The 26091-nt window shown below is 73.1% G+C and carries 17 protein-coding genes and 3 pseudogenes; 10 read left to right on the top strand and 10 right to left on the bottom strand.

Annotation, left to right across the window (positions count from 1 at the left end):
- Nucleotides 1-486: 486 nt before the first annotated feature.
- Together N5I75_RS05255 and N5I75_RS05250 are read right to left on the bottom strand one after the other, a co-directional pair.
- Nucleotides 487-2061: pseudogene (locus tag N5I75_RS05255) on the bottom strand (P-loop NTPase family protein); the annotation flags it as partial.
- Between the two features lie 37 nt (nucleotides 2062-2098).
- The gene (locus tag N5I75_RS05250) at nucleotides 2099-2293 is read right to left on the bottom strand and encodes a hypothetical protein (RefSeq protein ID WP_324767692.1); all 195 of its coding nucleotides are present in this window, start codon (nucleotides 2291-2293) and stop codon (nucleotides 2099-2101) included.
- A gap of 287 nt (nucleotides 2294-2580) precedes the next feature.
- Between N5I75_RS05250 and N5I75_RS05245 the strand changes: the two genes are divergently transcribed.
- Both N5I75_RS05245 and N5I75_RS05240 read left to right on the top strand, forming a co-directional pair.
- The gene (locus N5I75_RS05245) at nucleotides 2581-2973 is read left to right on the top strand and encodes an ankyrin repeat domain-containing protein (RefSeq protein WP_361081006.1); all 393 of its coding nucleotides are present in this window, start codon (nucleotides 2581-2583) and stop codon (nucleotides 2971-2973) included.
- Between the two features lie 278 nt (nucleotides 2974-3251).
- The gene (locus N5I75_RS05240) at nucleotides 3252-4661 is read left to right on the top strand and encodes a HEAT repeat domain-containing protein (protein ID WP_476674811.1); all 1410 of its coding nucleotides are present in this window, start codon (nucleotides 3252-3254) and stop codon (nucleotides 4659-4661) included.
- A 33-nt stretch (nucleotides 4662-4694) separates the two neighbouring features.
- On the opposite strand, the gene N5I75_RS05235 is transcribed toward N5I75_RS05240, so the two are convergent.
- Together N5I75_RS05235 and N5I75_RS05230 are read right to left on the bottom strand one after the other, a co-directional pair.
- Nucleotides 4695-5510 (bottom strand): putative hydro-lyase, encoded by an 816-nt coding sequence (locus N5I75_RS05235; RefSeq protein ID WP_476674809.1) that lies wholly within the window; start codon nucleotides 5508-5510, stop codon nucleotides 4695-4697.
- Nucleotides 5507-6829 (bottom strand): MFS transporter, encoded by a 1323-nt coding sequence (locus N5I75_RS05230; RefSeq protein ID WP_476674807.1) that lies wholly within the window; start codon nucleotides 6827-6829, stop codon nucleotides 5507-5509. The genes N5I75_RS05235 and N5I75_RS05230 overlap by 4 nt, the downstream gene beginning before the upstream one ends.
- A 166-nt stretch (nucleotides 6830-6995) precedes the next feature.
- Between N5I75_RS05230 and N5I75_RS05225 the strand changes: the two genes are divergently transcribed.
- The 4 genes from N5I75_RS05225 to N5I75_RS05210 all read left to right on the top strand — a co-directional run bounded on the left by N5I75_RS05225 (nucleotide 6996) and on the right by N5I75_RS05210 (nucleotide 15104).
- Nucleotides 6996-7694 (top strand): GntR family transcriptional regulator, encoded by a 699-nt coding sequence (locus tag N5I75_RS05225; protein ID WP_476674805.1) that lies wholly within the window; start codon nucleotides 6996-6998, stop codon nucleotides 7692-7694.
- A gap of 68 nt (nucleotides 7695-7762) precedes the next feature.
- On the top strand, nucleotides 7763-9289 hold the full coding sequence (locus N5I75_RS05220; protein WP_476674803.1) for a hypothetical protein: 1527 nt from the start codon (nucleotides 7763-7765) through the stop codon (nucleotides 9287-9289).
- Between the two features lie 73 nt (nucleotides 9290-9362).
- Complete coding sequence (locus tag N5I75_RS05215) at nucleotides 9363-10262, top strand: hypothetical protein (protein WP_476674801.1); 900 nt, start codon at nucleotides 9363-9365, stop codon at nucleotides 10260-10262.
- Between the two features lie 75 nt (nucleotides 10263-10337).
- Nucleotides 10338-15104 (top strand): hypothetical protein, encoded by a 4767-nt coding sequence (locus N5I75_RS05210; RefSeq protein ID WP_476674799.1) that lies wholly within the window; start codon nucleotides 10338-10340, stop codon nucleotides 15102-15104.
- A 6-nt stretch (nucleotides 15105-15110) separates the two neighbouring features.
- On the opposite strand, the gene solA is transcribed toward N5I75_RS05210, so the two are convergent.
- Together solA and N5I75_RS05200 are read right to left on the bottom strand one after the other, a co-directional pair.
- Nucleotides 15111-16274, bottom strand: a complete 1164-nt coding sequence (solA, locus tag N5I75_RS05205) for an N-methyl-L-tryptophan oxidase (RefSeq protein WP_476674798.1) — start codon at nucleotides 16272-16274, stop codon at nucleotides 15111-15113.
- A 26-nt stretch (nucleotides 16275-16300) separates the two neighbouring features.
- Nucleotides 16301-16723: a hypothetical protein gene (locus N5I75_RS05200; RefSeq protein WP_476676923.1), complete on the bottom strand. Its 423-nt coding sequence runs from the start codon at nucleotides 16721-16723 to the stop codon at nucleotides 16301-16303.
- A 437-nt stretch (nucleotides 16724-17160) separates the two neighbouring features.
- Between N5I75_RS05200 and N5I75_RS05195 the strand changes: the two are divergent.
- The 4 genes and pseudogenes from N5I75_RS05195 to N5I75_RS05180 all read left to right on the top strand — a co-directional run bounded on the left by N5I75_RS05195 (nucleotide 17161) and on the right by N5I75_RS05180 (nucleotide 21406).
- Nucleotides 17161-19892 (top strand): annotated as a pseudogene (locus tag N5I75_RS05195) (sensor histidine kinase).
- The gene (locus N5I75_RS05190; protein ID WP_476674797.1) at nucleotides 19889-20326 is read left to right on the top strand and encodes a roadblock/LC7 domain-containing protein; all 438 of its coding nucleotides are present in this window, start codon (nucleotides 19889-19891) and stop codon (nucleotides 20324-20326) included. The pseudogene N5I75_RS05195 and the gene N5I75_RS05190 overlap by 4 nt, the downstream one beginning before the upstream one ends.
- Nucleotides 20327-20335: 9 nt before the next feature.
- Entirely contained in the window at nucleotides 20336-20740 is a 405-nt protein-coding gene (locus N5I75_RS05185; RefSeq protein ID WP_476674795.1) for a DUF742 domain-containing protein, read from the top strand.
- Between the two features lie 63 nt (nucleotides 20741-20803).
- Nucleotides 20804-21406: a GTP-binding protein gene (locus N5I75_RS05180; protein WP_476674793.1), complete on the top strand. Its 603-nt coding sequence runs from the start codon at nucleotides 20804-20806 to the stop codon at nucleotides 21404-21406.
- A gap of 140 nt (nucleotides 21407-21546) precedes the next feature.
- Here the strand turns inward: N5I75_RS05180 and glpK are convergent, their stop codons facing one another.
- The 4 genes and pseudogenes from glpK to N5I75_RS05160 form a co-directional block, all read right to left on the bottom strand.
- Complete coding sequence (glpK, locus tag N5I75_RS05175; RefSeq protein ID WP_476676922.1) at nucleotides 21547-23076, bottom strand: glycerol kinase GlpK; 1530 nt, start codon at nucleotides 23074-23076, stop codon at nucleotides 21547-21549.
- 78 nt (nucleotides 23077-23154) lie between these two features.
- Nucleotides 23155-23898: pseudogene (locus N5I75_RS05170) on the bottom strand (MIP/aquaporin family protein); the annotation flags it as partial.
- 349 nt (nucleotides 23899-24247) lie between these two features.
- Complete coding sequence (locus tag N5I75_RS05165) at nucleotides 24248-25438, bottom strand: lipid-transfer protein (protein ID WP_476674791.1); 1191 nt, start codon at nucleotides 25436-25438, stop codon at nucleotides 24248-24250.
- Nucleotides 25439-25454: 16 nt separating this feature from the next.
- Nucleotides 25455-25931: a Zn-ribbon domain-containing OB-fold protein gene (locus tag N5I75_RS05160; RefSeq protein WP_476674789.1), complete on the bottom strand. Its 477-nt coding sequence runs from the start codon at nucleotides 25929-25931 to the stop codon at nucleotides 25455-25457.
- Nucleotides 25932-26091 lie beyond the last annotated feature (160 nt).

The following is a 26091-nucleotide window of genomic DNA, read 5'->3' as shown; positions in this document are numbered from 1 at the left end:
TTCCGCCGGCGCGGGGCCCGTCGGGATCGGCTCCGTGGGGGTGGGCATCGTCGGGGCGCGATTCGTCGGCGCGGGCTGCGTCGTGGCGGGCTTCGTCGGCGCGGGCTCGGTCGGCGCAGGCTCCGTCGGGATCGACTCCGGGGGCTCGGTCGGCGCAGGCTCCGTGGGGATCGACTCTGTCGGAACGGGCCTCGTCGCCGTAGGCCCGGTCGTCGCGGGCTCGGTGGGGATCGGCTCCGTCGAATGGGGCTTCGTCGGCGCAGACTCCGCCGCGCTGGACGTTTCCTCCAGCGGTTCGCTCTGGACGATCTCGCCCCCGGGCGCCTCCGCCTGGATCGGCGTGTGCTGGGGCGGCTCCGCCGGGGTTCGTGTGTGCCGGGGCGGCTTCGCCGGGGTCGGCGGCGGCTTGGGCGGGTCGGTCGGGATCGGCGGGTGCTGGGGCGGCTCCGTCTTGACCGGGGTCTGCGAGGCCGGGGCGTGGGAGATCGCCTCGGCCGGGATCGACTCCGCCGCCGCGCTGTCGGCCTGGGGCGCGGGGGCCGCGTCCGGTGGGGTGATGGGGTCCGGGAGGAGGGCGATGACCGCCTGGCGGTGGGCCTCGCTGGTGGCGTCGTCGTTCGGGTCGGGGGTGGCCGGCACCTGGAGGCGGAGGACCGGGCCGGTGCCCAGGCGGGCGTAGCCGCGGCCGGGAGGGGCCTCGGTGGTCGGGGTGGTGAGGGGGAGGGCGCCGAGGACGTCCTGGAGCTCCGCCGGAGTGGCGGGGCCGAGCACCACGCGCGCGCGGGTGTGCGCGCCGACGTGCTCGTCGAGGCCGCCGAGGCTGTCGAACTGCTCGGCGACGACGACCGTCACGCCCGCCGCGCGCCCGTGCCGCAGAGGGACCCGCAACAAGGACTGCGGGTCCTCACGCCCGTCCGCCGCCGCGAGGTGGCCGAGGGCGCTGGGCCGGTCGAGGAGGATCCACAGGGGCCGCTTGGTGTCGTCCGGCGCGGGGTGCCCGGTCTGCCGGGCCCGGTTCGCGGAGAGGAGCCGCCGCTCGGTCTCGTGCGCGGCCCATTCGAGGATGGCGCGGGCGCCGGCGAGCCCCGACTCCACGGCGAGCACGCCGGCCCGCCCGATGAGGCTCGCGTAGTCGCCGGTCCCGCTGCCCTCGATGACGAGGACGTCCCCGTCCTTGAGGGCCTGGAGCGCGACCGAGCGCACCAGGGAGGTCGTGCCGGTGCCGGGCTGGCCGACGATGAGCAGGTGGGGTTCGGTGGAGCGGATGCCGGTGCGCCAGATGACGGGCGGCACGTCGCGCTGCTCCTCGCCGTCCATGACGGGGAGCGTGCGCTGCACGCCGGTCTCGTCGGTGAAGCCGAGCACGGTCTCGCCGGGGGAGGTCACGAAGCGCTGGGCGGCGATGTCGGTGGGCAGCGGGCCGAGGACGGTGACGGTGAGCCGGTTGCCCTCCTCGTCCCACCCGAAGTAATACTCCCGGCCCCGCCCCAGCTTGGCGTTGAGCAGCGCTTCGATGCGGGCCCGGGACTCGGGCTCGCCGTCGGTGAAGTAGGCCGGATAGCGCAGGGCGAGGGACTCGAAGCGGCCGTCACCGTCGAACTCGTAGGACTCGAACGCGTTCTCCCACTCGCCGCCGTGGGCGTACAGGGGACTGGGGTCCTCGGCGACGGAGAAGTACGGGACGAGCGCCTCGTAGAGCGAGGAGAGCCGCTGGACCTGCGACTCGTCGGGGCCGGTCGGCTCGGGCTGCTTGGGATCGCGGCCCTTCCAGGCGGCCACCGCCATGAGGCAGATGAGGGCGAGCAGGGGCGCGTAGGGGAGGAACACCAGGACCAGGACCACCGCCCCCGCGAGGAACAGCAGCGGGCTGCGCCGTTCCTTCGGGGTCTCCACCCACTTGCGCCGTCCGGCGGCAGCCAGCCGGCGCAGGCCACGGGTGATCGTGATGAGGGGGTGGAGGACGTCGGTGGCGCCGTCGGCGGCCGTCCGTGCCATGTCCCGGCTCCGGGCGATCGAGGCGCTGCCGGTGCTCAGAATGCGGGGGAGAGGGCGCCTGGCCACGTCGGTCTCCTGGGGGTGTGTGCGGGTGGGGACGGCGTCAGAACTTGATCCCGCCGAGCAGGCTGGCGAGGCTCGCGCCGCCCGCCTTGATGCTCGGGGCGATGGCCGTGCCCGCCAGGTAGAAGCCGAGGAGGGCGCAGACCAGTGCGTGCGAGGCCTTGAGGCCGTCCTTGCGGAAGAACAAGAAGACGATGATGCCGAGCAGCACGACGCCCGAAATGGAGAGGATCATGAGGGTTCTCCTGGTTGATGGGGACAGTCACCATGAGTTCTTCCAGGCTCACAGCATGTATCTATACGACAAAAGGTGCAAATGGGTGGAATAAGCTGGAATTCACCCATTCGGCGAGTGGTCGGAGGGGTCCCTCATCCCGTCGCGCCGTCGGACTCCCGTCCGCACTGGGGGTGATCTTTGCCTCGGCGGGGTCGGCTCATGTGCCGCCGCCGGGCAGTACTCTGTCGATTCACTCGTACGGCCGCACGGCCGTGACGGCACAGATGTGAAAGGCGGTCCGGCCGATGAGCGAAGCCCCCGACCCGGAGGTCGTGGAGCTGGCCACCAAGATCTTCGACCTCGCCCGGCGGGGCGAGAGCGAGGCGCTCGCGGAGTATGTGGACGCGGGCGTTCCGGCCAACCTCACCAACGACCGCGGCGACACGCTCGTCATGCTGGCCGCCTACCACGGGCACGCGGACGCGGTCCGCGCCCTCCTCGCGCGCGGCGCCGACGCCAACCGCGCCAACGACAAGGGCCAGACCCCGCTCGCCGGCGCCGTCTTCAAGGGCGAGGAGGGTGTGATCCGCGCCCTTCTCGACGGTGGCGCGGATCCGGCCGCGGGCACTCCCTCGGCCGTCGACACGGCCCGGATGTTCGGCAAGGCGGAGCTCGTGGAGCTCTTCGGAGCTTCCTGACGCACAGCGTCTGACCAGGCAAAACGGGGGTGCGGGAAATGTGGTCGCGGCGGGCAGAACCGCTGGGTCATGATGACGACGTGATTTCCGGACGCGGCGACAGGGCAGGTGACGCCCACGAACCGCGCGGGCTGTGAACGGCCCGGCCGGACCCAGGACGAGAGGCAGAGAAATGGTCTACAGCAAGCAAGAGACGGCGGGCGCTCCGACGTGTTGTCGCGTGGCCAGGTAGTTCCAGGTCCCCGGTTGCGTCGACGCTTGATGTGAGGCTGTTTCCCATGTTCGAACCGGTCATAGCGCCCAGCGGTACGCTGCTCGGCCTGTTGCAGCGAGGCCGCGGCGACGGCACGCTGCACGCGCTGACGGCCCCGAGGGCCGAGGCCCTCGCCGCCCTCGATCACTGTGTGCTGAGCGACCCCCGCCACGACTGGCAGGTGGAGAACCGCTCCCTCTACTACGCCCGCCTCTACCTCGACCTCCACGGCGAGCTCGGGGAGATCGACCGGCATCTCTTCGGCCCCGACGACATCCTCGACACGGACGAGACCCGTACCGGGCTCGCGCTCGCGGTCCTCGGCCACCTCGCCTCCTACGGCAGGCGGGACGCCCTGGAGCTGCTGCGCAGGTACGCGGCCTTCGGCTCGAACTGGGCCTGGGCCCTGGACGAGCTGGCCCTGCGCGACGACGACGCGGGCCTGCGCGCCCTCGCCGAGCCGGTCCTCGCCAGGTTCCCCGCGCAGGACGAGGCCGCCCTCGTCGCCGCCGTCCGCGACGCCTACGAGCCGCGGCCCTGGCGCCTGTGGGCCGAGGATCCGCGCCCGCATGTGGGCGCACGCGTGCGTGCCGCCCAGGAAGCCGGCTCGTTCGACCGCTGGCAGCGTCAGATGACGCCCTCGGGGCCGCGCCCCGGGTGGAGCGTGCAGGCCGTCTTCGACTGGGCGCAGGAAGGCTTCGAGCGCGGGGCCGTCCTCTACGTGCCAGCCGCCCGCTGCCTGACCGCCGTCGCCGGACCCGAGGACCGCGCGCAGATCGTGCGGGCCGCGCGGGAGGGCGACGACGGGGCACGCTGCACCGCCCTGCGCTACCTCGCCGACGCGCACGATCCCGACGTCCTCGATCTCATCGAGGCCGCCGTCGAGTCACCCGCGCGCGTGGTGGTGGACGCCGCCCTCGACTCCTTCGAACGGATGCGCAGCCTCGCCGCCGTGGAGCGCGCCCGCCGCTGGGGGCGCAGGCCCGACGCGCTCGGCGCCGCCGCGGGCCGCATGCTCGCCTGCCGGGGCGGCGCCCAGGACAGCGACCTCGTGCTGTGGGCCCTGCGGGAGGCGGTGCGCGGCGACGGAGCCGACACCCCCGCCCTGTGGCCCCTCGTCGACGGGGCGGGACGGCTCGGCATCGCCTGCGCCGCCCCCGTACTGCGCCATATCTACCGCGAGACCGCCTCGTCCCATCTGCGCGGGCACGCCGCCCGCGCCCTCGCCGCCACCGACCCCTCCTTCGCCGCCGGGTTCGCCGTCGAGTGCCTGTGGGACTGCGAGGAGTCCACCCGCGAGGTCGCCGCCCGCCACGCCGAGACCGGCGACGCGCGCGTGGTCGACCAGCTCCGCCGCCTCGCCGCGGACCCGGCCGAGGAGGCCGAGGTGCAGACCGCCGTCCGCGCCAGGATCGGCCCGGAAGCGGCGGCCTGACGGCCTGCGGCCACGAGATCCGGTGCCGCCGCCCTACAGGATCCGGTGCTGCGCGTCCCGGGTGTCCGTGAGGAACATGTGGCCCGGCGCGTGCGTGATCGCGAACGGGGGACGCGACGCCATCACCGCCGCCTGCGGCGTCACCCCGCACGCCCAGAAGACGGGGATGTCCCCGGGCTCGCGGTCCACCGGGTCCCCGAAGTCGGGCGCGTCCAGGTCCACGATGCCCAGGCCGTCCGGCGGCCCGAGATGGACCGGGCTGCCGTGGACCGCGGGCATGAGCGAGCTCTCCCGTACGGCGGCCTCCAGGGCGTGCTGCGGCACCGGACGCATCGACACCACCATCGGCCCGTGCAGCCGCCCGGCGGGGCGGCACGCGCGCGTGGTGACGTACATGGGCACGTTCCTGCCCTGCTCGACGTGGCGCAGCGGCACGCCCGCCTCGGCCAGCCCCCACTCGAAGGTGAAGCTGCAGCCGATCAGGAACGACACCAGGTCCGCGCGCCAGACGTCGACCACATCCGTCGGCTCGGCCGTCAACTCGCCGTCCCGCCACACCCGGTAGCGCGGCAGGTCGGTGCGCAGGTCGGCGCCGGGTGCGAGCGGCGTCGTCCACGAGCCGGCGTCCGTGACGTCCAGGACGGGGCAGGGCTTCGGGTTGCGCTGGCAGAACAGCAGCATGTCGTAGGCCCAGTCGGCCGGTACGGAGATGAGGTTGGCCTGCGTATGGCCGCGTGCCCAGCCGGCGGTGGGGGCGCTCGCCCCCGCGCGGAAGTGGGCGCGGGCCCGGCGGGGCGACCAGGAGGCAGGGCGGTCGTCCGTACGCGTGACCGGTTCGAGAGTGTTCACAGGAGTTCCCTTCCGCGCGTCTCGGGCAGTCCGAGCAGCGCCACGACCGCCAGGCCGTAGCCGATCGCCCCGAAGACCAGGGCGCCGCCCACCCCCCAGCTGTCGGCCAGGAAGCCGACGAGGGTGGGGAAGACCGCGCCGATCGCGCGGCCGGTGTTGTACGTGAAACCTTGGCCCGTGCCGCGTACGGCGGTCGGGTACAGCTCGCTCAGGAACGAGCCGAAGCCGCTGAAGATGGCCGACATGCAGAAGCCGAGCGGGAAACCGAGCACCAGGAGCAGCGTGTTCGCGCTGTCCGGAATGTTCGTGTACGCCACGATGCACACCGCGGAGAGCACGGCGAAGAGGACGATGTTGCGCTTCCTGCCGAGCCGGTCGGTGAGGTAGCCGCCCGTCAGGTAGCCGAGGAACGCGCCCGAGATGAGGAACGACAGATAGCCGCCGGTGCCGACCACGGTCAGGCCCCGGTCGTCCTTCAGGTAGGTGGGCACCCAGGTGGCGAGCGTGTAATAGCCGCCTTGGACGCCGGTCGACAGGAGGACCGCGAAGAGCGTCGTGCGCAGCAGACCGGGCCGGAAGATCGCCGCGATCTGTGTGAGCGCGTCCTTGCGCGGCCCCGACTCGCGTTCCTGTGCCGCCTTCGGGGCGTCCTGGACGCGGCGGCGCAGCCACACGACCAGGAGGGCGGGCAGCGCGCCGGTCCAGAACATGACGCGCCAGGCCAGATCGGCGTCGAGGAACTGGAACACCAGCGTGTAGACGAGCGCGGCCAGGGCCCAGCCCACCGCCCAGGAGCTCTGGACGGCGCCGAGCGTGCGGCCCCGGTGCTTCGCGGAGGCGTACTCGGCGACGAGGACCGCGCCGATCGCCCATTCGCCGCCGAAGCCGAGCCCTTGCAGGGCGCGGAAGACGAGCAGCGCCTCGTAGGTGGGGGCGAAACCGCAGGCCACGGTGAAGACCGCGTACGTGAGCACCGTGATCATCAGCGCTTTGACGCGGCCGATCCGGTCGGCGAGGACGCCCGCCGCCGCGCCGCCGACCGCCGAGACGACCAGCGTGACGGTGGTGATGAGCCCGGTCTGGCCGCTGCTCAGGCCGAAGTAGGCGGCCAGCGCCACCATGCTCAACGGCAGCGTGAAGTAGTCGTAGGAATCGAGGGCATATCCCCCGAAAGCGCCCGCGAAGGCGCGGCGGCCGCGCGGGCCGAGTGCGCGCAGCCAGCCGAACGGCCCGCTGTCGGCGCCGGGTTGTGGCCCGGGGTCCGGCACGGGTTGTCCGTCGGGGAGGGTCGCGCCTGGCGTCGGTGGAGTCGTGCTCATGGGGCACCTCGCAGGGGATGTGTGTGCGTGGCGGTGCGTACGGGATGAGCGGAGAGCGCGCGAGGGCCCGGTCCCGGGACCCCTCTGGACGTCAAGGTAGAGGATCGTTGAACGATCCCTCAATACCCATGTTGTCTCGTTCCTGTATCTGCGCTTGAATTCGGCCGTGGCCACGGAAGAACTGAACGCACTCGCCGACGACCGCCCGCTGCTCGGGCGCACCAGCACCGCCGAGCGCGTCGCGGACATCCTGAGGAGCCGCATAGCGGACGGCTTCTTCCCGCCCGGCACCCGGCTGTCGGAGGACAGCATCGGCGGCGCCCTCGGCGTCTCGCGCAACACGCTGCGCGAGGCGTTCCGGCTGCTCACGCACGAGCGGTTGCTCGAACACCGGCTCAACCGGGGCGTCTTCGTGCGCGTCCTGAGCGTCGACGACGTCGAGGACATCTACCGGATCCGGCGCATGATCGAGTGCGCCGTCGTGCGCTCCCTCGGCGAACCCCCGTACGCGATCGACGGGGTGGCCGCCGCCGTCGCCGACGGGCAGCGCGCAGCCAGGGCCCGCGAGTGGAAAGGCGTCTCGACCGCGAACATCCACTTCCACCGCGAACTCGTCGCCCTCGCGCGCAGCGAACGCACGGACGAACTGATGCGCAGCGTCCTGGCCGAACTCCGCCTCGCTTTCCACGTCGTGGACGACCCGCGCCGCCTCCACGAGCCCTATCTCGCCCGCAATGTCCAGATCGTCGAGACCCTGAAGGAGGGCCGCAGGGACGACGCCGAGGCGCTCCTCGCCGCCTATCTCGACGACTCCCGCGACGGCCTCGTCGAGGTCTACGGGCAGCGGGTCCCGGCCGACCTGTAGCGGCCCGGGGCCGGGTCGCATCTGCGTCGTTTCGACCGTTGTCAGACCCAGCGCCTAGTCTGTGCTCCGTGACTTCGCCTGCCACCACGGAATCCGTTCCGCCCCAGCTCAGCGCGGGGCCGCGCCCCGCGCCGGGGCCGGCCGCCGACGAGGGGCTCGCGCGGCGGCTCCGCGCGCTCGCCTGCACCGCGCCGCTGCACGATCTCGACGTGCGCAAGGCGAACCTGGCGGGCGAGTACTCGACGTACGGGATGGCCGAGGTGGCGCTCAGCGCGATCGACCTCGTCACGCTCACCATGGACTTCGACACGGGCGCCGACCACGAGCAGATAGTGGCCCGTCTGGTGCCCCGCATCGCCGCCCAGGCGCCCCAGCGGCCCGGCGCCGAGCACGAGCGCGTCGCCCGCTGGGTCCTGGAGAACCTGATCAACGTCGGCTCGGTGGACCGCGGATTCCGCGCCGTGTACGGCACGTTCGCGACGGACGGCTCCTATGTGCGGCGCGACTACGACTTCAAGCTCATCGAGGAGGTCCCGGGCCCCGGCGGCAGCGTCTACCTCCGCACCACCGACGAGGCCGTTAATGTGCTCGTCGGCGCCCTCGACACCGACGTCACCAGCGCCCAGATCGCCGCCGAGGTGAAGCTGGAGGTGCTGATCAGCCGCGGCCGCCTGGCCGACGCGCAGCTCGCCGCCGAGCAGGCCCGCTACCGGACGGTGCAGTACTCCGAGACGCTGCGCAAGGCGCTCGACGCCACGCGCCGCAATGTGCGCGCCGTCGACTGGCTGAAGGCCGTCCCCGACATGATCGCCGAGGCGCTCGACCACGTCGCCGACCGCTACCGCCACGAGAACGCGATCCTGACGAACATCCGCAAGGCACGCGACGAGTCCGAGGACCCGGAGCAGAAGCGCCGCGCCGCCGAACTCGTCGACATCGTCAAGGACTGCATCCGCCGCCACACACAGCTCCAGTCGCGCCTCCTGGAGGCCGGGCCGCTGTTCCGCGCCGAACAGGACCGCCAGGCGTTCGCGACGCCCTCCGCGCGCGCGGGCCTCGACCTGTACGGGCAGCTCGTCGCGCCCCTGCTGCCGCTCCCGGTGCAGGACGCCCGCCGGGTGACCGACGCGTTCTTCGCGCGCGGTACGGGCCTGCGCACGCCCGTCTCCGTACGCGTCGGCGACCTGGTCGACATACTGCTGACCCCGCCGATGGAGCGGGAGCACCTCGGCGCCGAGATGCCCGAGCCCGACCTCATCGCCACCCCGGACGACAGCCGGTTCAGCGAGGAGCAGCTCGCGAGCGCCAAGGAGCTGCTCGACCTGCCGGCGGACGCGCCGCGCCGCCTGTCGGGCCTCCTCGCCGAAGCCCGGCGGCGCGACCCCGAACTGCCGTACCTGGTCGCCCTGCTGGCGGTCCACGCGGCGAGCCCGCCGGTCGGCACCGCCTACCGCCAGGGCGAGGGCCAGCTGCTCTTCGCCGTGGACGACGGCACCGAACTCGACGACCAGGAGTTCGGCGGCGCCGACCTCATAGTCGGCACGGCCCTGCTCGACGCGGCAGGCATGGCGGCCGACCGGACGGAGGCGGCGTGATGCGCCCATCGCAGAGGGGCGCCGTGTACCGAGACGTGACCTGCCGAGACAACATGACCGAGGAGCACCGCCCGTGACCGAGCACCCCGACGACCACGCCGAGTGGGGCGAGCCCGAGTCCGCGGGTGCGGGTGCGGTCAGGGCACCCGCGCCGGTCACGCCCGCCGACGCCGCGGACGCGGCCCGGCTCGTCTCCTTCGGCCTCCAGCCCAAGCTCCAGCCCGCCCGCGACCAGGAGTACGGCGAACTGCTGCGCCGCTACCGCGAGGACCCGCCGTTCGCGCGCCTGGCCGACGCCGTCGCCACGGGCCTGGGCCTCGTCGTCCTTGAGGTGTCCCCGCGCGCGGGGATGGCCGTGACCGCCGCCGAGGACTCGGTGTTCGCGGTCCGCATGGGCGACTACGCCCGTCGCACCGCCGCCGACTCCACCGACCGCTTCCTGCACGGCCTCGCCCACCTCGCCGTCGCCGCACTCGCCTTCCCACGCCCCGAGGACCTCGCCGACGACGGCTACATCGGCCGCGTCAGCGTCAACGGCGTGGACGCGTTCGTCCGCCAGGCCTGCCGCAAGCTGGAGGAGCGCGCCGACGAACAGGGCGAGAACACCGACCCGGCCACCGACGCCCCCGGGCTCGAAGCGGCCTGGCGGATCTGGGCGCGGCGCAGCTCCACCGGTGCCACCAAGGACGCGCGCCGCCTCGCGGGCTCCACGACCGGCATCGTCGCCAAGGCCGTCGCGTTCCTGACGGACTCCGGGTTCCTGCAGAGAACCGGGGACGACGGCGGCGGCACCTACCGCACCACGGCCCGCTACCAGTTGCAGGTCCGCGACATGGCCGGCACCGCCGCCATGGCCGAACTCCTGGAGCTCGGCGTGGTCGCCGTGACCGACGGCTCGGCGAGCCTGGTGCCGCCGATGGACGAGGACGCGGCGGAGCTGGTCGCGGACGCGGGCCTCCCGTTCCACTCCTGACATTCCGACGCCGACCGCCGACCGCCGACCGACCCCGTACCTTTTGTCCGTCCGTACCTACCACGAGAGTCCGCCATGTACGAGCTGTCCCGGGTTCGCCTCTACTCCATCGGGCCGGCCGGTGCGCGCTACGCCGACACCGTGCTCGACCTGCGGGGCGTCGGCGCGCCCGTGCCCCACCCCGCGCCCACCCAGGCGGAGTTCTTCGAGGACGAGCCCGTGGGCCCGCCGCGCCGCCCCGCGCCGGCCGGTGTGCTCTTCCTGGAGAACGGCGGCGGCAAGTCGGTCCTGCTCAAGCTGATCTTCTCGGTGATGCTGCCCGGTCACCGCAACACGCTCGGCGGCGCCAGCTCCGGCGTGCTCCGCAAGTTCCTCCTGGCCGACGACTGCGGACACGTCGCCCTGGAGTGGCAGCACACCCTCACCGGCGAGTGCGTCGTCGTCGGCAAGGCCAGCGAATGGCGCGGACGGCAGGTCTCCAACGACCCCCGCAAGTTCGCCGAGGCCTGGTACTCCTTCCGGCCGGGGCCCGGCCTCAGCCTCGACTCGCTGCCCGTCGCCGAGTCCACCGCCGTCCGCGCCACTGCCGAGGGCGCCTCGGGCGCCAAGGGCCGTCGCCGCACCATGAAGGGCTTCCGAGACGCCCTGAACGAGGCCGGCAAGGCGTATCCGCACCTCGAGGTGAACTGGGAGGAGGGCCACGACCGGTGGAACGAACACCTCGGTGACCTCGGGCTCGACCCCGAACTCTTCCGCTACCAGCGCGAGATGAACGCCGACGAGGGCGAGGCGGCCGGTCTCTTCGCCGTCAAGAAGGACTCCGACTTCACCGACCTGCTGCTGCGCGCCGTCACCGACACCCGCGACACGGACGGCCTCGCCGACCTGGTCAGCGGATTCGGCAACAAGCTGGGGCGGCGCGCCGAGCTGATCGCCGAACGGGACTTCACGGCGGGCTCCGTCGACCTGCTGACCCGTATCGTCGAGGCTGCCGATACACGGGCACGCGCGCGTGACATCCACGCCGCCGCCGAGCGCCGCACCCGCACGCTCGCCCGGCGCCTCTCCGCTCGCGCGGGCGTCGAGCGCGGGCGCGCCGCCGACCTCGCCCAGCAGGTCACCGCCGCCGCGCACACCGTCACCGAGGCCGAGTCCGCGCGCGGGCGCAGCGCCCTCATCGCCGCCGAACTGGCCTACCGCCACGCCTCCTTGGCGCTCGCCGGGGCCGAGAAGGCCGCCGCCGCGCAGAAGCGCGAGCTGGCAGACGCCCGTACGCTGCACTCCGCCTGGCAGGCCGCCGAGGCCGTCCTGCGCCACCGCGCCGCGGCCGACCGCTCCGCGCGCGTGGCCGCCGCCATCCGCGAGGCCGAGCGCGACGCGGCCCCGGCGCTCGCCGCCCGCGCCAAGGCCGCCGCCGAACTGGTCCGGGCCCTGCACAGCGCCGCCGAGAAGGCCGAGAGCCATGCCAACGAGGAGGAGGAGCGCTCCGCCGTCCTCCAGGAGGCGGGCGAGACCGCGCACCGCGACGCGACCGCCGCCGCCACCGAGGCCCAGCGCGCCCGCAGCGAACTCGGCCACCTGCGCCAGCGCCTGACCGAGGTCGAGCAGGAGACCGCCGAGGCCGTCCGCGCGGGCTGGCTCGACGACAGCGCGCCCGACGCCGACCCGGCGCGCGCCGCGCTCGCCGCGTCCGACGCCGAGAAGACGACCGTCGCCGCCTGGGACACCGCCCGTGAGGCCGCCCGCCGCGCCACCGAGCACGCGCGCGAGGCCGCCTCGGCCGAGGCCCGCGCCGAGCTGACCGCCGCCCGCGCCGCCGACGCGGCGAACGCCGCCGAGCAGGCGTACCGGGCCGAGGAGCGGGCGGCCGCCGCCCTGGCCGGGGAGGAGCGGATCGCCGAACTCCTGGGCGTGAACGGCCCGTTGGGCGCCACCGCCGGCACCTTCGGTGCCGATGGCACCACGGCGGCCACCACCGGCCTTGACGGATCTTCCGGCGCGACCGGTACTTCTGGCACCACTCGGGTCACCGGCACCACCGGCACCACCGGCGCCCCAACAACCACCGGCGACCACGCCGCCGACGCGCCGCTCACCCCCGAGGACCTCGACCGCGCCGCCGACGACCTCGCCACCCTCCTCGACGACTCCGTCTCCGCCGCCGAGCGGCAGCTGTTCGAGCTGCGCACGGCCGCCGCCGACGACTCCCGTATCCTCGGCGCCCTCGGCGACGGCGGCCTGCTCCCGCCCGGACCGGACGTCCTGGCCACCGTCGAGTACCTCGGCGAGCACGGCATCCCCGCCCTGCCCGGCTGGCGCTACCTCGCCCAGTCCGTCGACCCGGTCGACCACGCGCGCGTGCTCGCCGCCCGCCCCGAGCTGGTCGACGGCGTCATCATCACCGACCCCGCCTCCCACGCACGCGCGCGTGCAGCCCTCGCGGGCGCCGCGCTCCTGCCTCGCTCCGCCGTAGCCGTCGGCACCTCCGGCGCGCTGCTCGCCCCCACCCCGGGCGAGAGCGCGTCCGGCGACGGCGTCTTCCTCGTGCCGCCGAACCCGGCCATGCACGACGAGCACGCCGCAGACGAGGAGCGCCAAGCGCTGCGCGCGCGTGCCGCCCAGCGCGACGAGGACATCCGCACCCTCGCCGGACGCCTCGCCAAGGACCGTGAACTGTCCGCCCGGCTCGGCTCCTGGCGCGCGGGCTGCCCGGCAGGCCGCCTCACCGAACTCGCCACGGCCGCCGAGCAGGCCCGTACGTTCGCCGGGGAGGCCGAGGCCGAGCTGGCCGAGGCCCGCACCGTACGCGCCGAGGCCGACGAGGCCGCCGCCGAGGCGACTCGCGTGCGCGACGAGCGCCAGGAGGCGGCCCAGCGCGCCCGGCGCACCGCCGACGCCCTCGCCGGACTCGCCTACCGCCTGCGCGAGCGCGCCGCCTGGCAGGCCAAGGTCCGCGAACTCGCCGACGAGGCCGTCGAGTCGGAAGCCCGCGCCCAGGTCTGCCTGGAGGCCGCCCGCGCAGCCGACGAGGACCGGCGCTCCGCCCAGCGCTCCGCCGACGACACCCGCCGCACCGCCCGCGCGCTGCGCGCGGAGCGCGCCGAGATCGCGGGCGCCCCCGACGACGTGCCCGAGGGGGAGGCGCCCAAGGCGTCGCTGCCCGCCCTGCGCGAGGCGTACCGCGCCGCGTCGCAGCTCTACGAGAAGGTCGGCGTCGGCGCCGACCTCCGTGCCGAGCAGGCCCGCGCCGAGAGCGACGAGTCCGCCGCGCTCAGCGAGCTGGACCGGCTCAGCAACAAGGTGCGCACCCGTGCCGCCGCGCTCCTCGAATCGCCCGACGGGTCCGACGGCCCGTCCCGGCAGGCCGCCGCCGCCCGCGCCGAGGAACTCGTCCAGCTCCTGGAGACGCGCGCGTCCACCGCCAGCGAGCAGCTCGGCCGGCTGCGCGGCGAGGCCGAGCGGCACGCCCCCGAGGACGGCGAGGCCCACACCGAGCTGCCCGAGGACCTCGTCCCCGCCGACGCCGAACAGGCGGGCGCCCTCCTGCGCACGGTCACCACGGAGTTGGCCGCGCGCACCGAGGCGTTGAACACCGCGCGCGCGGTCCACAGCGACCTCCTCGACGCCCACCGCGCCGCCGAGGACGGCACCGGCGGCTTCGACGAGACGGCGGCCCTCCTGCGCGACCTGCTCCGCGACCACGCCGACGGCGAGGACCAGGAGGAGCCGGAGCCCTACCCGGGCTCTCTGGAGGAGGCCCGCACCGCCGCCGCCGAGACCCGCCGCTCGCTGCGCGGCTGCGCCGCCGACCTGTCCGCCGCCGAGGCCGCTGTCCGCGAGGCGAGCGACATCCTCGTACGGCACGCCAACTCCACGCGCTACGAGCAGGTGCGCACGCCCGCGCGGCAGCAGATCCGGGAGCTGCCCGCGTCGGCGCTGCCCGAGCACGCGCAGCGCTGGGCCGACGCGTTCGCGCCCCGGCTGCGGGTGCTCACCGACGAACTGGCGCAGCTGGAACGCAACCGGGACTCGATCGTGGACCGCCTGCGCGGCCTCGTCGAATCCTCGCTGGCCACCCTTCGCTCGGCGCAGCGCCTCTCGCGGCTCCCCGAAGGGCTCGGCGAATGGTCGGGCCAGGAGTTCCTGCGGATCCGCTTCGAGGAGCCCGACCAGGCCACGCTCACCGAACGCCTCGGCGAGGTCATCGACGACGCCACGCGCGCGGCGGTGAAGAAGAACTCCGACATGCGGCGCGACGGCATGTCCCTGCTGCTGCGCAGCGTCGGCGCCGCGCTCGAACCCAAGGGCGTCGCCGTCGAGATCCTCAAGCCCGACGCGGTGCTGCGCGCCGAGCGGGTGCCCGTCGGGCAGATGGGCGACGTGTTCTCGGGCGGCCAGCTGCTCACCGCCGCCATCGCGCTGTACTGCACGATGGCCGCGCTGCGCTCGAACGACCGGGGCCGCGACAAGCACCGCCACGCGGGCACCCTGTTCCTCGACAACCCCATCGGCCGCGCCAACGCCACGTACCTCCTGGAGCTCCAGCGCGCAGTCTCCGACGCGCTCGGCGTCCAGCTCCTCTACACCACCGGCCTCTTCGACACGACGGCGCTCGCCGAGTTCCCGCTGGTCATCCGCTTGCGCAACGATGCCGACCTGCGGGCGGGCCTGAAGTACATCAGCGTGGAGGAGCACCTGCGCCCCGGTCTGCCGCAGCAGGATCCCGAGGGGGAGACGGTGCACGGCGAGATCACGGCGACCCGGATGTTCAAACGCCCGGAGGACCCCACCGAGCCCACGGTGCCCGCCGCCCGCACGGAGCAGGCGGCCCAGGAGGCGTGAAACGGCTCACCGGCCGGCGGGCGTGCCGGTGAACCGGTTCGGGTCGAAGAGGCCGACGGGGTGCGCGGTGGCGCCGGTCAGCGCCAGGTCGGCGAGGATCTCCCCGACGACCGGCACGAACTTGAACCCGTGCCCGGAGAACCCGCAGGCCACCGTCACGGAGTCCGGGTGCGCGGGGTGCCGGGCGATGACGAAGTGCTCGTCGGGCGTGTTGGTGTACATGCAGGTCGCGGCCTTGAGAAAGGTGCCGGGCAGCGCCGGGATGTGGCGGGACATGTGGTTGGCCATGGCACGGACCTCGGCGTCGTGGACGGTCCGGTCGATGGTCTCCGGGGTGCACTCCGCGCCGCCGCGGAAGAAGGCCACCTTGGCGCCCAGGCCGGGCCCGTCGAGGGCGGGGAAGCCGTAGACCTGGACGCCCGCCGCGTCCTCCCAGATGTAGATCGGATGGCTCTCCGGGCGGAACGGCGCCTCGCCCGTGCTCGGCCGGAACCAGTACATGATCTGGCGCTCGACGGTGAAGGGGACGCCCAGGTCGGTGAGCAGCCGCGGCGCCCAGGCCCCCGGGCAGATCACCAACTGCCCGGCCGTGTACGTGCCCTCGGCGGTGTGCACGCGCACGCCGCCGCCCGCGCACGGCTCCCACCGCGTCATCGGCTCCTCGAAACGCAGCTCGGCACCGGCCCGCTCGGCCAGTCGAAGGTGCGCCGCGACCGTGTTCTCGGGGCGGAGCAGCCCGGCCTTGCGTTCGAACAGCGCGACCTCGTCGTCGGTCGGCGTCAGCGTCGGGAAACGGCGCCGGATCTCGCGCGCGTCGAGCATCTCGTGCGGCAGACCCCACTGTTCGGCGGAGCGCAGCGAACCCCTGACCGTGACGGAGTCGGGACGGCCGATCATGACGCCGCCGCACAAGGTGGCGATGTCGAGGCCGGTGGCCCGCTCCAACTCCTCGTACAGTTCGTAGGAGCGCAGCAGCAGCGGTACGTACGCGGGGTCCTCGAAGTACGACTGGCGTGTGATGCGCGAACCGCCGTGGCTGGACCCGCGGTGGTGCACCGGGCCGAACTTCTCCAGGCCGAGCACCCGGGCGCCGCGCGCGGAGAGATGGTGCGCGGCGGCGCTGCCCATACCGCCGAGACCGATGACGATCACGTCGTAGGCGGGGGACATGGGCGGGCCTCCCGGGTGGAGCCGGCTCACGTGTGCTTCAGCTGACCGGCGCGACCGGTCCGCCGTATGCCCTCCGGTGCCCGCCGCCCCGCCCGCCGCGCCTGCCGCCGCTCCTTGCGCAGCTGGCGCGCCGTGCTGGCCGGGACCGAGATGACCCCGTGGCGCTGGTACCAGACCTGGCGCGTGACCCAGACGTCGAGCACGCTCCACGTCGCCACGACCGTGCTGGCCACGCTGCTGAGCACCATGGGGAAGGCCAGCCAGGAATCGGCGAGCGTGCACAGGAAGGCGACCATCGCCTGGATCAGCGTGACCGAGCTGATGAGGACGGCCCGCACCGCCGCCGTACGCACCGGATCGGGCATCCGGCGCCGCTTCGCCGGCTCCTCGACCCACAACTCCCGCCGCTCCGCCGTCTCCGACACCACGTCACTCCCCACCGCTCTCAGGCATTGCCTGCGACACCGCGCTCCGGTGCCCCCGCACCGGCCGCCTGCACAGTGAGTGCCCGGACTGCTCCGCTTCACGCCACCTCCCGGTGTGCGCTCCGCGCCCCCGTACACCCCCCGTACATCCTGCAAGAAAGACGAACGGCCGCCCACAAAGATTCCCGTTCCGGACAACTGACCCGAAGTCGAAAGAGGAACCGAAGAATTCCGGCCAACTGCCTGTCACAGTCGTCCAACAGTCACACGCGCCGTCAACCGGAATCCCGGGATGCAATCTCCCGCAATGCCCGGACAACTCGGGGCGCCCGTACCGCAAAGGGACCGGACAGCATCCGGACAGGCCTTCGAGTTGGCCGTGTCTCAGTAGTAGGCTCGCGCCGTTTGTTGACGCACATGTGTGCCCCTGGCGACCACACGGGGGCGATCTGGGGGAGGCCATGCGCTTTCGCGGGAAGTCCATCCGCCGGAAGATCGTGGCGTTGTTGCTCGTGCCGCTCCTGTCCCTCACCGCGATCTGGGCCTTCGCCTCCGTGATCACCGGCCGGGCCGCCATGCACCTGCTCTCGGCGGACAACGCCGCCGACGCCATCGGCTACCCGCTGGTCGACACCAGCCGCGCACTCCAGGACGAACGCCGCCAGACCCTCGTCTACCTCGCCGACCCGCGCGCCTCCGAGGCCCAGTCCGACCTGCGGACCCAGCGCGGCGTCGCCGACGAGCAGATGTCCGTGATCAAGCGGAAGGCCGACGACGCCGGTCTGCGGGACGATCTGAACGGCGAGGCCCGCGGTGCCCTGGACGCCGCCGTCGAGGGCTTCGAAGGCATCGAGTCCCTGCGCAGGAACGTGGACGAAGGGACCGTCACGCGCGCGCAGGCGCTCGATTTCTACACCCGCCTGCTCGAGCCGACGGACCGCTTCCTGCTCCACCTCACCGCTCTCGACGACTCCGACGTGGAGAGCCAGGGACGTGCCGTCGCCGGGGTCATCGAGGCCCGCGAACTGCTCTCGCGCGAGGACGCCCTGGTCGCCTCGGGCCTCGTCGCGGGCCGTCTCACGCAGCAGGAACTGCGCCAGGTCTCCGACCTGGTGGCCCAGCGCACGCTCCTGTACGACACCCACCTCGCCCTGCTGCCCGCCGACGAACGCGCCCGCTACCAGCGCTACTGGCGCAGCCCCGACACCAACCCGCTGCGCACCGCCGAGAACGCCCTCGTCACCGGCGCCCCCGGCACCCCGAGGGGCGTCACCTCCGCCAGCTGGGACAAGGCCGCGAGCCAGGTCCTCGGGGAGCTGGCCGAGCGCGACACCGCCGCCGCGAAGCGCTACCAGGACCGCGCGGAACCGATCGCCGTCAAGGTGTTCGTCCGGGCCGGCATCGCCGGGGTCCTCGGCCTCCTCGCCCTGCTCGTCTCCCTGTTCATGTCCGTCCGCGTCGGCCGCGGCCTCGTACGCGACCTGCGCCGTCTCCGCCTGGAGGCCCATGAGGCGTCCGGCGTACGGCTGCCGGGCGTGATGCGCCGCCTCGCAGCGGGCGAGACCGTCGACGTGGAGACCGAGTCCCCGCGCCTGGAGTACGACAAGGACGAGATCGGCCAGGTCGGCCAGGCGCTCAACACCTTGCAGCGCTCCGCCGTCGAGGCGGCCGTCAAGCAGGCCGAACTGCGGCGCGGCGTCTCCGAGGTCTTCGTCAACCTCGCGCGCCGCAGCCAGGTCCTCCTCCACAAACAGCTGACGTTGCTCGACGCCATGGAGCGCAGGACCGACGACACCGACGAGCTCGCCGACCTGTTCCGCCTCGACCACCTGACGACCCGTATGCGCCGCCATGCCGAGGGCCTCGTGATCCTCTCCGGGGCCGCGCCGTCCCGCCAGTGGCGCAAGCCCGTGCAGCTCATGGACATCGTGCGGGCCTCCGTCGCCGAGGTCGAGGACTACGAGCGCATCGAGGTGCGGCGCCTCCCGCGGATCGCGGTGACCGGGCCCGCCGTCGCCGACCTCACCCACCTGGTGGCCGAACTCCTGGAGAACGCCACGGTGTTCTCGCCCCCGCACACCGCCGTCCAGGTCCTCGGCGAGCGCGTCGCCAACGGCTTCACCCTGGAGATCCACGACCGCGGCCTCGGCATGGCCGCCGACGCCCTCCTCGACGCCAACCTGCGCCTCGCCGAGACCCCCGAGTTCGAACTCTCCGACACCGACCGGCTCGGCCTCTTCGTCGTCAGCCGTCTCGCCCAGCGGCAGAACGTCCGCGTCTCCCTGCAGCCGTCCCCGTACGGGGGCACCACCGCGGTCGTCTTCATCCCGGACGCGCTGCTCACCGACGCCCCCGACACCGAGGGCGCAGGGTTCCGCCTCGACCGGCCCGAGGGGACGCGCCACGCGCCGCTGCCCGGCCTCGGCACCTCCGACGGCCTGCCCGGCCTTCCGGCGTCCGTGCTCGGCGGCCCCGTCGAGCTGGACAGCCCATCACCCTGGAGGCCCCGGCTGCCTCGGACACCACCGCCTTCCCGGGCGCGCTCGGCGACGAGGACAGCGAACGCGGCGCTTTGTTCCGGCCCCGCCGCCCGGTCGCCGGTCTCCCCGGCGAACAGCACCAGCAGGCCGACGAGGTGACAACCGCCGAGAGCGGCCGTGACGGGGGCCGTGACGCGCTGCCGGAGGGTCTCGTGCCCCTGCCGCGCCGCCGCGCCCCCAAGCTCGTCAGCTCGCACGGCAGGCCCGTCACGCGCACCCGGCCCGCCGCCCTCGACCGGGGCGGCGCCACGGAGCCGGGGGAGCGCCACGACCGGGACGGCGCCGACAGCCCGCGCGGCCTCGCGCCGACACCGCCCGCCGACCTCCCGCGCAGGCGCGCGCGTGCCGCCGAGCCCGCTGCGCCCGCCGAAGCGGCCGGGGGCCTGCCCAGGCGCGTACGGCAGGCGAACCTGGCACCGCAGTTGAAGGACGGGCCCGACCTGCGCGGCGACCGCGCGAAGGCCCGCGACGAGACCGCCTCCGCATCGCCCGCCGACCGGGACGCCGAAGAGGTCCGCAGCCGGATGGCCTCGCTCCAGCGGGGCTGGCGGCGCGGCCGCGAAGAGAACGCTGAGACAGCGGAGAACGCCGGGAGCGCCGACCGCGCCGACGGCACAGCACAGGGAACGACTTCTGAGGGGGACGGTCGATGACCGCACCGAAGGCCACCGCGCAGACCACGATCGGTGGATCCGGGGAGCTCAACTGGCTCCTCGACGACCTGGTCGAGCGCGTCGCCAGCATCCGCAAGGCGCTCGTGCTCTCCGGGGACGGACTGCCGACGGGGGTCTCCAAAGACCTCAGCCGGGAGGACAGCGAGCATCTCGCCGCCGTCGCCTCCGGATTCCACAGCCTCGCCAAGGGCGTCGGACGCCACTTCGACGCGGGCGGCGTCCGGCAGACCGTCGTCGAGCTCGACGACGCGTTCCTGTTCGTCACCGCCGCCGGCGACGGCAGCTGCCTCGCCGTCCTGTCGGACGCGGACTCCGATGTCGGCCTTGTCGCCTACGAGATGACTCTGCTGGTCAAGCGCGTGGGCACACACCTGGGCACGGCTCCCCGCACGGACAAGACCGCTGGAGGGTAGTGGGTCGGCATGAGCGCAGACGGTGAGGAGACGCAGGAGACGCACGCCTGGTTCGACGACGAGGCAGGCCCCGTCGTCCGTCCGTACGCCATGACACGCGGCCGCACCAGCAGCGCGGCCCAGCATCGCCTCGACCTGATCGCGGTCGTCGTCGCGGAGTCCCGTGACGACGACCCGGTCGCCGACCAGACCCTGTCGCCGGAGCACGTCGACATCGTCGGGCTCTGCCAGGACGCCCCGCAGTCGGTCGCCGAGCTCGCCGCGGAGCTGGACCTGCCCGTCGGCGTGGTCCGGGTCCTCATCGGCGATCTCGTCGACGACGAACTGGTCCACGTCAGCCGTCCCGTGCCGCCCGCGGAACTGCCCGACGCATCCATTCTGCGCGACGTCATCGACGGCCTCAGAGCCCTGTAAGACCCTCTGGGACGGCGCGCAAGCACCCAGCGACATCCAGTAGTGAGGCAGGAGAGACAACCCATGATCTTCGGGCGATCCGAGCGCAAGGGCCCCGTCGAGCCCGTCACGCTCAAGATCCTGGTGGCCGGCGGCTTCGGCGTGGGCAAGACCACGCTGGTCGGCGCGGTCAGCGAGATCAGGCCCTTACGCACGGAGGAGCTGCTGAGCGAGGCCGGACGGCCCGTCGACGACACCCAGGGCGTGGAGGGCAAGCACACCACCACGGTGGCCATGGACTTCGGCCGCATCACGCTCCGCGAGGACCTCGTCCTGTACCTCTTCGGGACCCCGGGACAGGACCGCTTCTGGTTCCTCTGGGACGAGCTCGCCACCGGGGCGCTCGGCGCCGTCGTCCTTGCGGACACCCGCCGCCTGGAGGACTGCTTCGCCGCCGTCGACTACTTCGAGCGGCGCTCCATCCCCTTCGTGATCGGCGTCAACTGCTTCGACGGGGCCGCCCGTTACCCCGCCGACTCGGTGCGGCAGGCACTCGACCTGGACGACAGCGTCCCCGTCGTCCTGTGCGACGCCCGCGAGAAGGACTCCGTCAAGGACGTCCTGATCCGCGTCGTCGAGCACGCCGCCGACGCGGCCGCCCGCCGCCGCCAGCCCGCGGTGACCTGACCCTGACCTGAACTGAACGGCGCGGCACGCGCGCGTAGGACGTTTTTCGCCGCTACGCGCGCGTGCTTCTCTGCCTGTGGCTGCTCCGTGCCTGCCTCGCCCGTGTCTGCCTCGCCCGTGCCTGCCCCCGGGGCCCGCGCTCAGGCTTTCCCGGCGCCTTCCTCCTCGTGCCAGCCAAAGCTCTTCTCCACCGCCTTGCGCCAGTTGTGGTACTCGCCGTCCCGGGTCCGCTCGTCCATCGACGGGGTCCACTCGGCGTCGCGCTGCCAGTGGGCCTTCAGCTCGTCCAGGTCGTTCCACACGCCCGTCGCGAGCCCGGCGGCGTACGCGGCGCCCAGGCACGTCGTCTCGGACACCCTGGGCCGGATGACGGGCACCCCGAGCACGTCCGCCTGGTGCTGCATGAGGAGGTTGTTCTTCGTCATGCCGCCGTCGACCTTCAGCGTCGTGATCCGCACCCCGGAGTCCTGGTACATGGCGTCGACGACCTCACGGGTCTGCCAGCTCGTCGCCTCCAGGACGGCGCGGGCCAGATGCCCCTTGGTGACGTAGCGGGTCAGGCCCGTGACGACACCGCGCGCGTCGGAGCGCCAGTACGGCGCGAACAGACCGGAGAACGCCGGCACGATGTACGCCCCGCCGTTGTCGTCGACGCTCGCCGCAAGCGTCTCGATCTCGTCGGCGCTCTTGATGATGCCGAGCTGGTCGCGGAACCACTGCACCAGGGCGCCGGTGATCGCGATGGCCCCCTCCAGGCAGTACACCGGCGCCTCGGAACCGATCTTGTACCCCATGGTGGTGAGCAGGCCGTTCTTCGAGGCGACCGGCCGGTTCCCCGTGTTGAGCAGCAGGAAGCTGCCCGTCCCGTACGTGTTCTTCGCCGTCCCCGTGTCGTAGCAGGCCTGCCCGAAGACGGCCGCCTGCTGATCGCCGAGCGCGGAGGCGACCGGCACCCCGGAGAGCTGACCCACCGCCGTGCCGTACACCTCGGCCGAGGACCGGATCTCGGGGAGCAGCGCCTGCGGCACGTTCATCGCCGACAGGATCGTCGGATCCCACTGCAGGGTCTCCAGGTTCATCAGCATGGTGCGCCCGGCATTGGTGACGTCCGTGACGTGGACGCCGCCGTCGGTGCCGCCCGTCAGGTTCCAGATCAGCCAGGAGTCCATCGTGCCGAACGCGATCTCGCCGCGCTCCGCGCGCGCCCGCAGACCGGGCACGTTGTCGAGCAGCCACGCCGCCTTCGGCCCGGAGAAGTAGCTGGCCAGCGGCAGCCCCGTCTGCTCGCGGAACCGGTCCTGGCCGTCCGTGCCGCCGAGCTCCTTGCAGAGCGCCGAGGTCCGCGTGTCCTGCCACACGATCGCGTTGTGCACGGGCTTGCCGGTCGCCCGGTCCCACAGGACCGTCGTCTCGCGCTGGTTGGTGATGCCGAGCGCGCTGAGCTGGTCGGGGCGCAGGCCCGCCTTGGCGATCGCGCCCGCCACCACGGCCTGCACCTTGGACCAGATCTCGGTGGCGTCGTGCTCGACCCAGCCCGGCTTCGGGAAGATCTGACGGTGCTCGCGCTGGTCGACGGCGACGATCTCGCCGTCCTGGTTGAAGATGATGCAACGGCTCGACGTGGTGCCCTGGTCGATGGCGGCGACGTACTTCACGGAGTTGTCGGGCATGGCTACCCCTTCGTGAGAAGACGGCGTGCGAGTGGTGACGTGCTCAGAACGCTGCGTTGTAGATGACCCCGCCAGCGCCCCGCCGATGAGCGGTCCGACCACCGGGACGAAGGCGTAGCCCCAGTCGGAGGTGCCCTTGTTGGGAATGGGCAGGAACTGGTGGACGATGCGCGGCCCCAGGTCGCGGGCGGGGTTGATGGCGTAGCCCGTGGGCCCGCCGAGCGACAGGCCGATGCCGACGACGACCAGCGACACGAGCAGCACCGTCATGCCGGACTCGCCCAGGCCCTTGGTCAGGCCGAACGCGAGGATGGGCAGGACCAGGCCGATCGTCGCGATGATCTCCGTGATCAGGTTCGCGACCGGGTTCCGGATCTCGGGGATCGTGGAGAAGATCCCGAGCGTGGGCACCGGACCCCCGCCTTCCGTGGCGCCCGCCGGCTCCTGCGCGCCCTCCGCGTCCGGCTTCGCGCCCGCGCTCACATTGGCGTTGAACTGCGCGAGGTACACCAGATACGCGAGGACGGCGCCGAGCATCGCCCCGACCATCTGGCCGCACAGATAGACCCAGACCTTGTCCCATTTGCCGGTGTCGACGGCGATGCCGAGCGTGACAGCGGGGTTGAGGTGCCCGCCGGAGAGCGGCGCGGCCGTGTACGCCCCCGCGAGGACGCCGAAGCCCCAGCCGAACGCGATGACGATCCACCCGGACGCCTTCGCCTTGGAGTATTTGAGCGTGACGGCGGCGCAGACGCCCGCGCCGAACAGGATCAGGATGGCGGTGCCGATGACCTCGCCTACGAAGATGTCTCCATTGCTCATGGCGGCTCCTAGGCCCTCGCCCGGGGCCCTCGCCCCGGTCCTCCGTGCAGGGTGCGTATCCCATGGCTGGTTCCGGCGACTTCGGCCGGCGGCGGAGCGTCCCGCGCCCCGCCCGGCGTCCGTGACAAGCGTGCCCGCACTGCCGCCGAGCGTGGGGGAGCGGCCCGTGGACGAAGGGCCGACATGCGGCGATGCCGACTGACACCGGAAGTGTTCACCGGCCGTACTGGAGCGTCAAGGTCGCGGACGACACCGGTTGAGGGGAGGCCGGTAAGCCCCAATTCCCGCCACACGGACGGAGGTTGAGGTAGGGGGCGGTGCGAAGATCAGGGCCTGAGCGCGCGGTGGATCAGCGGACGACGACGACCGCCGAGCCGTGCCCGAACAGCCCCTGGTTCGCGGTGATCCCGGCCCGCACCCCCGCCACCTGCCGCGCCCCCGCCTCCCCGCGCAACTGCCACGTCAGCTCGCAGACCTGCGCGATCGCCTGTGCCGGAACCGCCTCACCGAAGGAGGCGAGACCACCGCTGACGTTCACCGGTATGCGGCCGCCGGGCGCGGTCGCGCCCTCGCGGAGCAGCTTCGCCCCCTCGCCCTCACCGCACAGCCCGAGATCCTCGTACCACTGCAGTTCGAGCGCCGTGGACAGGTCGTAGACCTCGGCGAGCGACAGGTCGCGGGGCCCGATCCCCGCCTCCTCGTAGGCGGCGTGCGCGATGGAGGCCCGGAATCCCGGCCCCTCCGGTTCGGCATCCGCCGCCGAGTCCGTGGCGATGTCGGGCAGATCGAGCACCGTGGCCGGGTACGTCGGCGTCACCGTGGAGACCGCCCGGACACGGACCGGCGCCGTGACGCCGTGACGGCGCGCGAACTCCATGCTGGACAGGATGAGGGCCGCGCCTCCGTCCGAGGTCGCGCAGATGTCGAGCAGGCGCAGCGGATCGGCCACGACAGCGGACGCGGCGACCTCCTCGGCCGTGACCGCCGCGCGGTAGCGCGCGTTCGGATTGAGCGCGCCACAAGCCGCGTTCTTCACCTTGACCTGCGCGAAGTCCTCCAGCGTGTCCCCGTGCACGGCCATGCGGCGCCGCGCGTAGAGCCCGAAGTACGTCGGATTGGTCGCGCCCAGGACCCGGAAGCGCAGCCAGTCGGGGTCGTCGTGGCGCTCCCCGCCCGCCGGGCGGAAGAAGCCCTTGGGCGCGGCGTCCGCGCCCACCACGAGGACGACCTCGGCGAGCCCCGCTAGGATCTGCGCCCGAGCCGCATTGACCGCCTGCGCCCCCGACGCGCACGCCGCGTACACGTTGGTGACCCGGGCGCCCTGCCATCCGAGCGCCCTGGCGAACGTAGCCCCTGCCACGTACCCCGGATAGCCACCGCGCACGGTGTCCGCGCCGACCACGAAGTCCACGTCGCGCCACTCCACGCGCGCGTCGGCGAGAGCCGCCCGCGCCGCCGCCACCCCGTACTCGACGAAGGGCCGCCCCCACTTGCCCCAGGGGTGCATGCCCGCGCCGAGGACCGCCACGTCCCCCGTCATCCCGCCACCGCCCCCGTCATTCCGGTACCACCCCGTCAGGCGCCACGCTCGTCGGCCGCCAGTGCCACGTCGTGAACGCCGTACCCCTCTCGTCGTCCCCCTCCTCGCCGAGCACGCCCGGCACGAGCTCCACCTCCATGCCGACCTCCAGATCAGTCACGGAGATCCCCGGAGCCCCCTGGCCGAGCACCACGAGTCGCTCTGCCGCAAGCTCCACAGCGATCAACGTGTAGGGCCGCCACGGAAGTTCCCGGTCCGACACATACGGTTCGGGCGGCCGGTACCGGGCGTCGGTGTACGACCACACCCGGCCCCGCCGCGACAGCGGCACCTCGACGAGCTCACCGCCCGCGCACCCCGGGTTGCGGCACGCCGAGTCCTCACGCGGGAAGAACACCGACGCGCAGGCCGAGCACCGCGTGCCCAGCAGACGGAAGTCGTGCCCTTCCCCCGCGAACCAGTTGGCGACGACAGGTGTACGCGCACGCGCCACGGTCCCTCCCCAACGCGCGAATCTGACGGAACGTCAGAAGTGTGCCACGGTCGGCAGGACGACGTCAGGTGTCGCGCAGAACCATGTGCGCCTCCTGTGCGTCCGTCTACCCGTGAGGGCGCGACCGGGATCCGACGGGGGTGTTTCCGGCCGCGCCCTC

The sequence above is a fragment of the Streptomyces sp. R818 genome (assembly GCF_056172735.1).
The sequence above is the reverse complement of the archived record's forward strand: the minus strand, read 5'-3'. Positions and strand labels throughout refer to the sequence as shown.

Excerpts from the sequence above, each read along its gene's own strand:
- N5I75_RS05250 (WP_324767692.1), bottom strand. The coding sequence starts at position 2,293 with ATGATCCTCTCCATTTCGGGCGTCGTGCTGCTCGGCATCATCGTCTTC.
- N5I75_RS05245 (WP_361081006.1), top strand. The coding sequence starts at position 2,581 with ATGAGCGAAGCCCCCGACCCGGAGGTCGTGGAGCTGGCCACCAAGATC.
- N5I75_RS05240 (WP_476674811.1), top strand. The coding sequence starts at position 3,252 with ATGTTCGAACCGGTCATAGCGCCCAGCGGTACGCTGCTCGGCCTGTTG.
- N5I75_RS05230 (WP_476674807.1), bottom strand. The coding sequence starts at position 6,829 with ATGAGCACGACTCCACCGACGCCAGGCGCGACCCTCCCCGACGGACAA.
- N5I75_RS05210 (WP_476674799.1), top strand. The coding sequence starts at position 10,338 with ATGTACGAGCTGTCCCGGGTTCGCCTCTACTCCATCGGGCCGGCCGGT.
- solA (WP_476674798.1), bottom strand. The coding sequence starts at position 16,274 with ATGTCCCCCGCCTACGACGTGATCGTCATCGGTCTCGGCGGTATGGGC.
- N5I75_RS05190 (WP_476674797.1), top strand. The coding sequence starts at position 19,889 with ATGACCGCACCGAAGGCCACCGCGCAGACCACGATCGGTGGATCCGGG.
- N5I75_RS05185 (WP_476674795.1), top strand. The coding sequence starts at position 20,336 with ATGAGCGCAGACGGTGAGGAGACGCAGGAGACGCACGCCTGGTTCGAC.
- N5I75_RS05180 (WP_476674793.1), top strand. The coding sequence starts at position 20,804 with ATGATCTTCGGGCGATCCGAGCGCAAGGGCCCCGTCGAGCCCGTCACG.
- glpK (WP_476676922.1), bottom strand. The coding sequence starts at position 23,076 with ATGCCCGACAACTCCGTGAAGTACGTCGCCGCCATCGACCAGGGCACC.
- N5I75_RS05165 (WP_476674791.1), bottom strand. The coding sequence starts at position 25,438 with ATGACGGGGGACGTGGCGGTCCTCGGCGCGGGCATGCACCCCTGGGGC.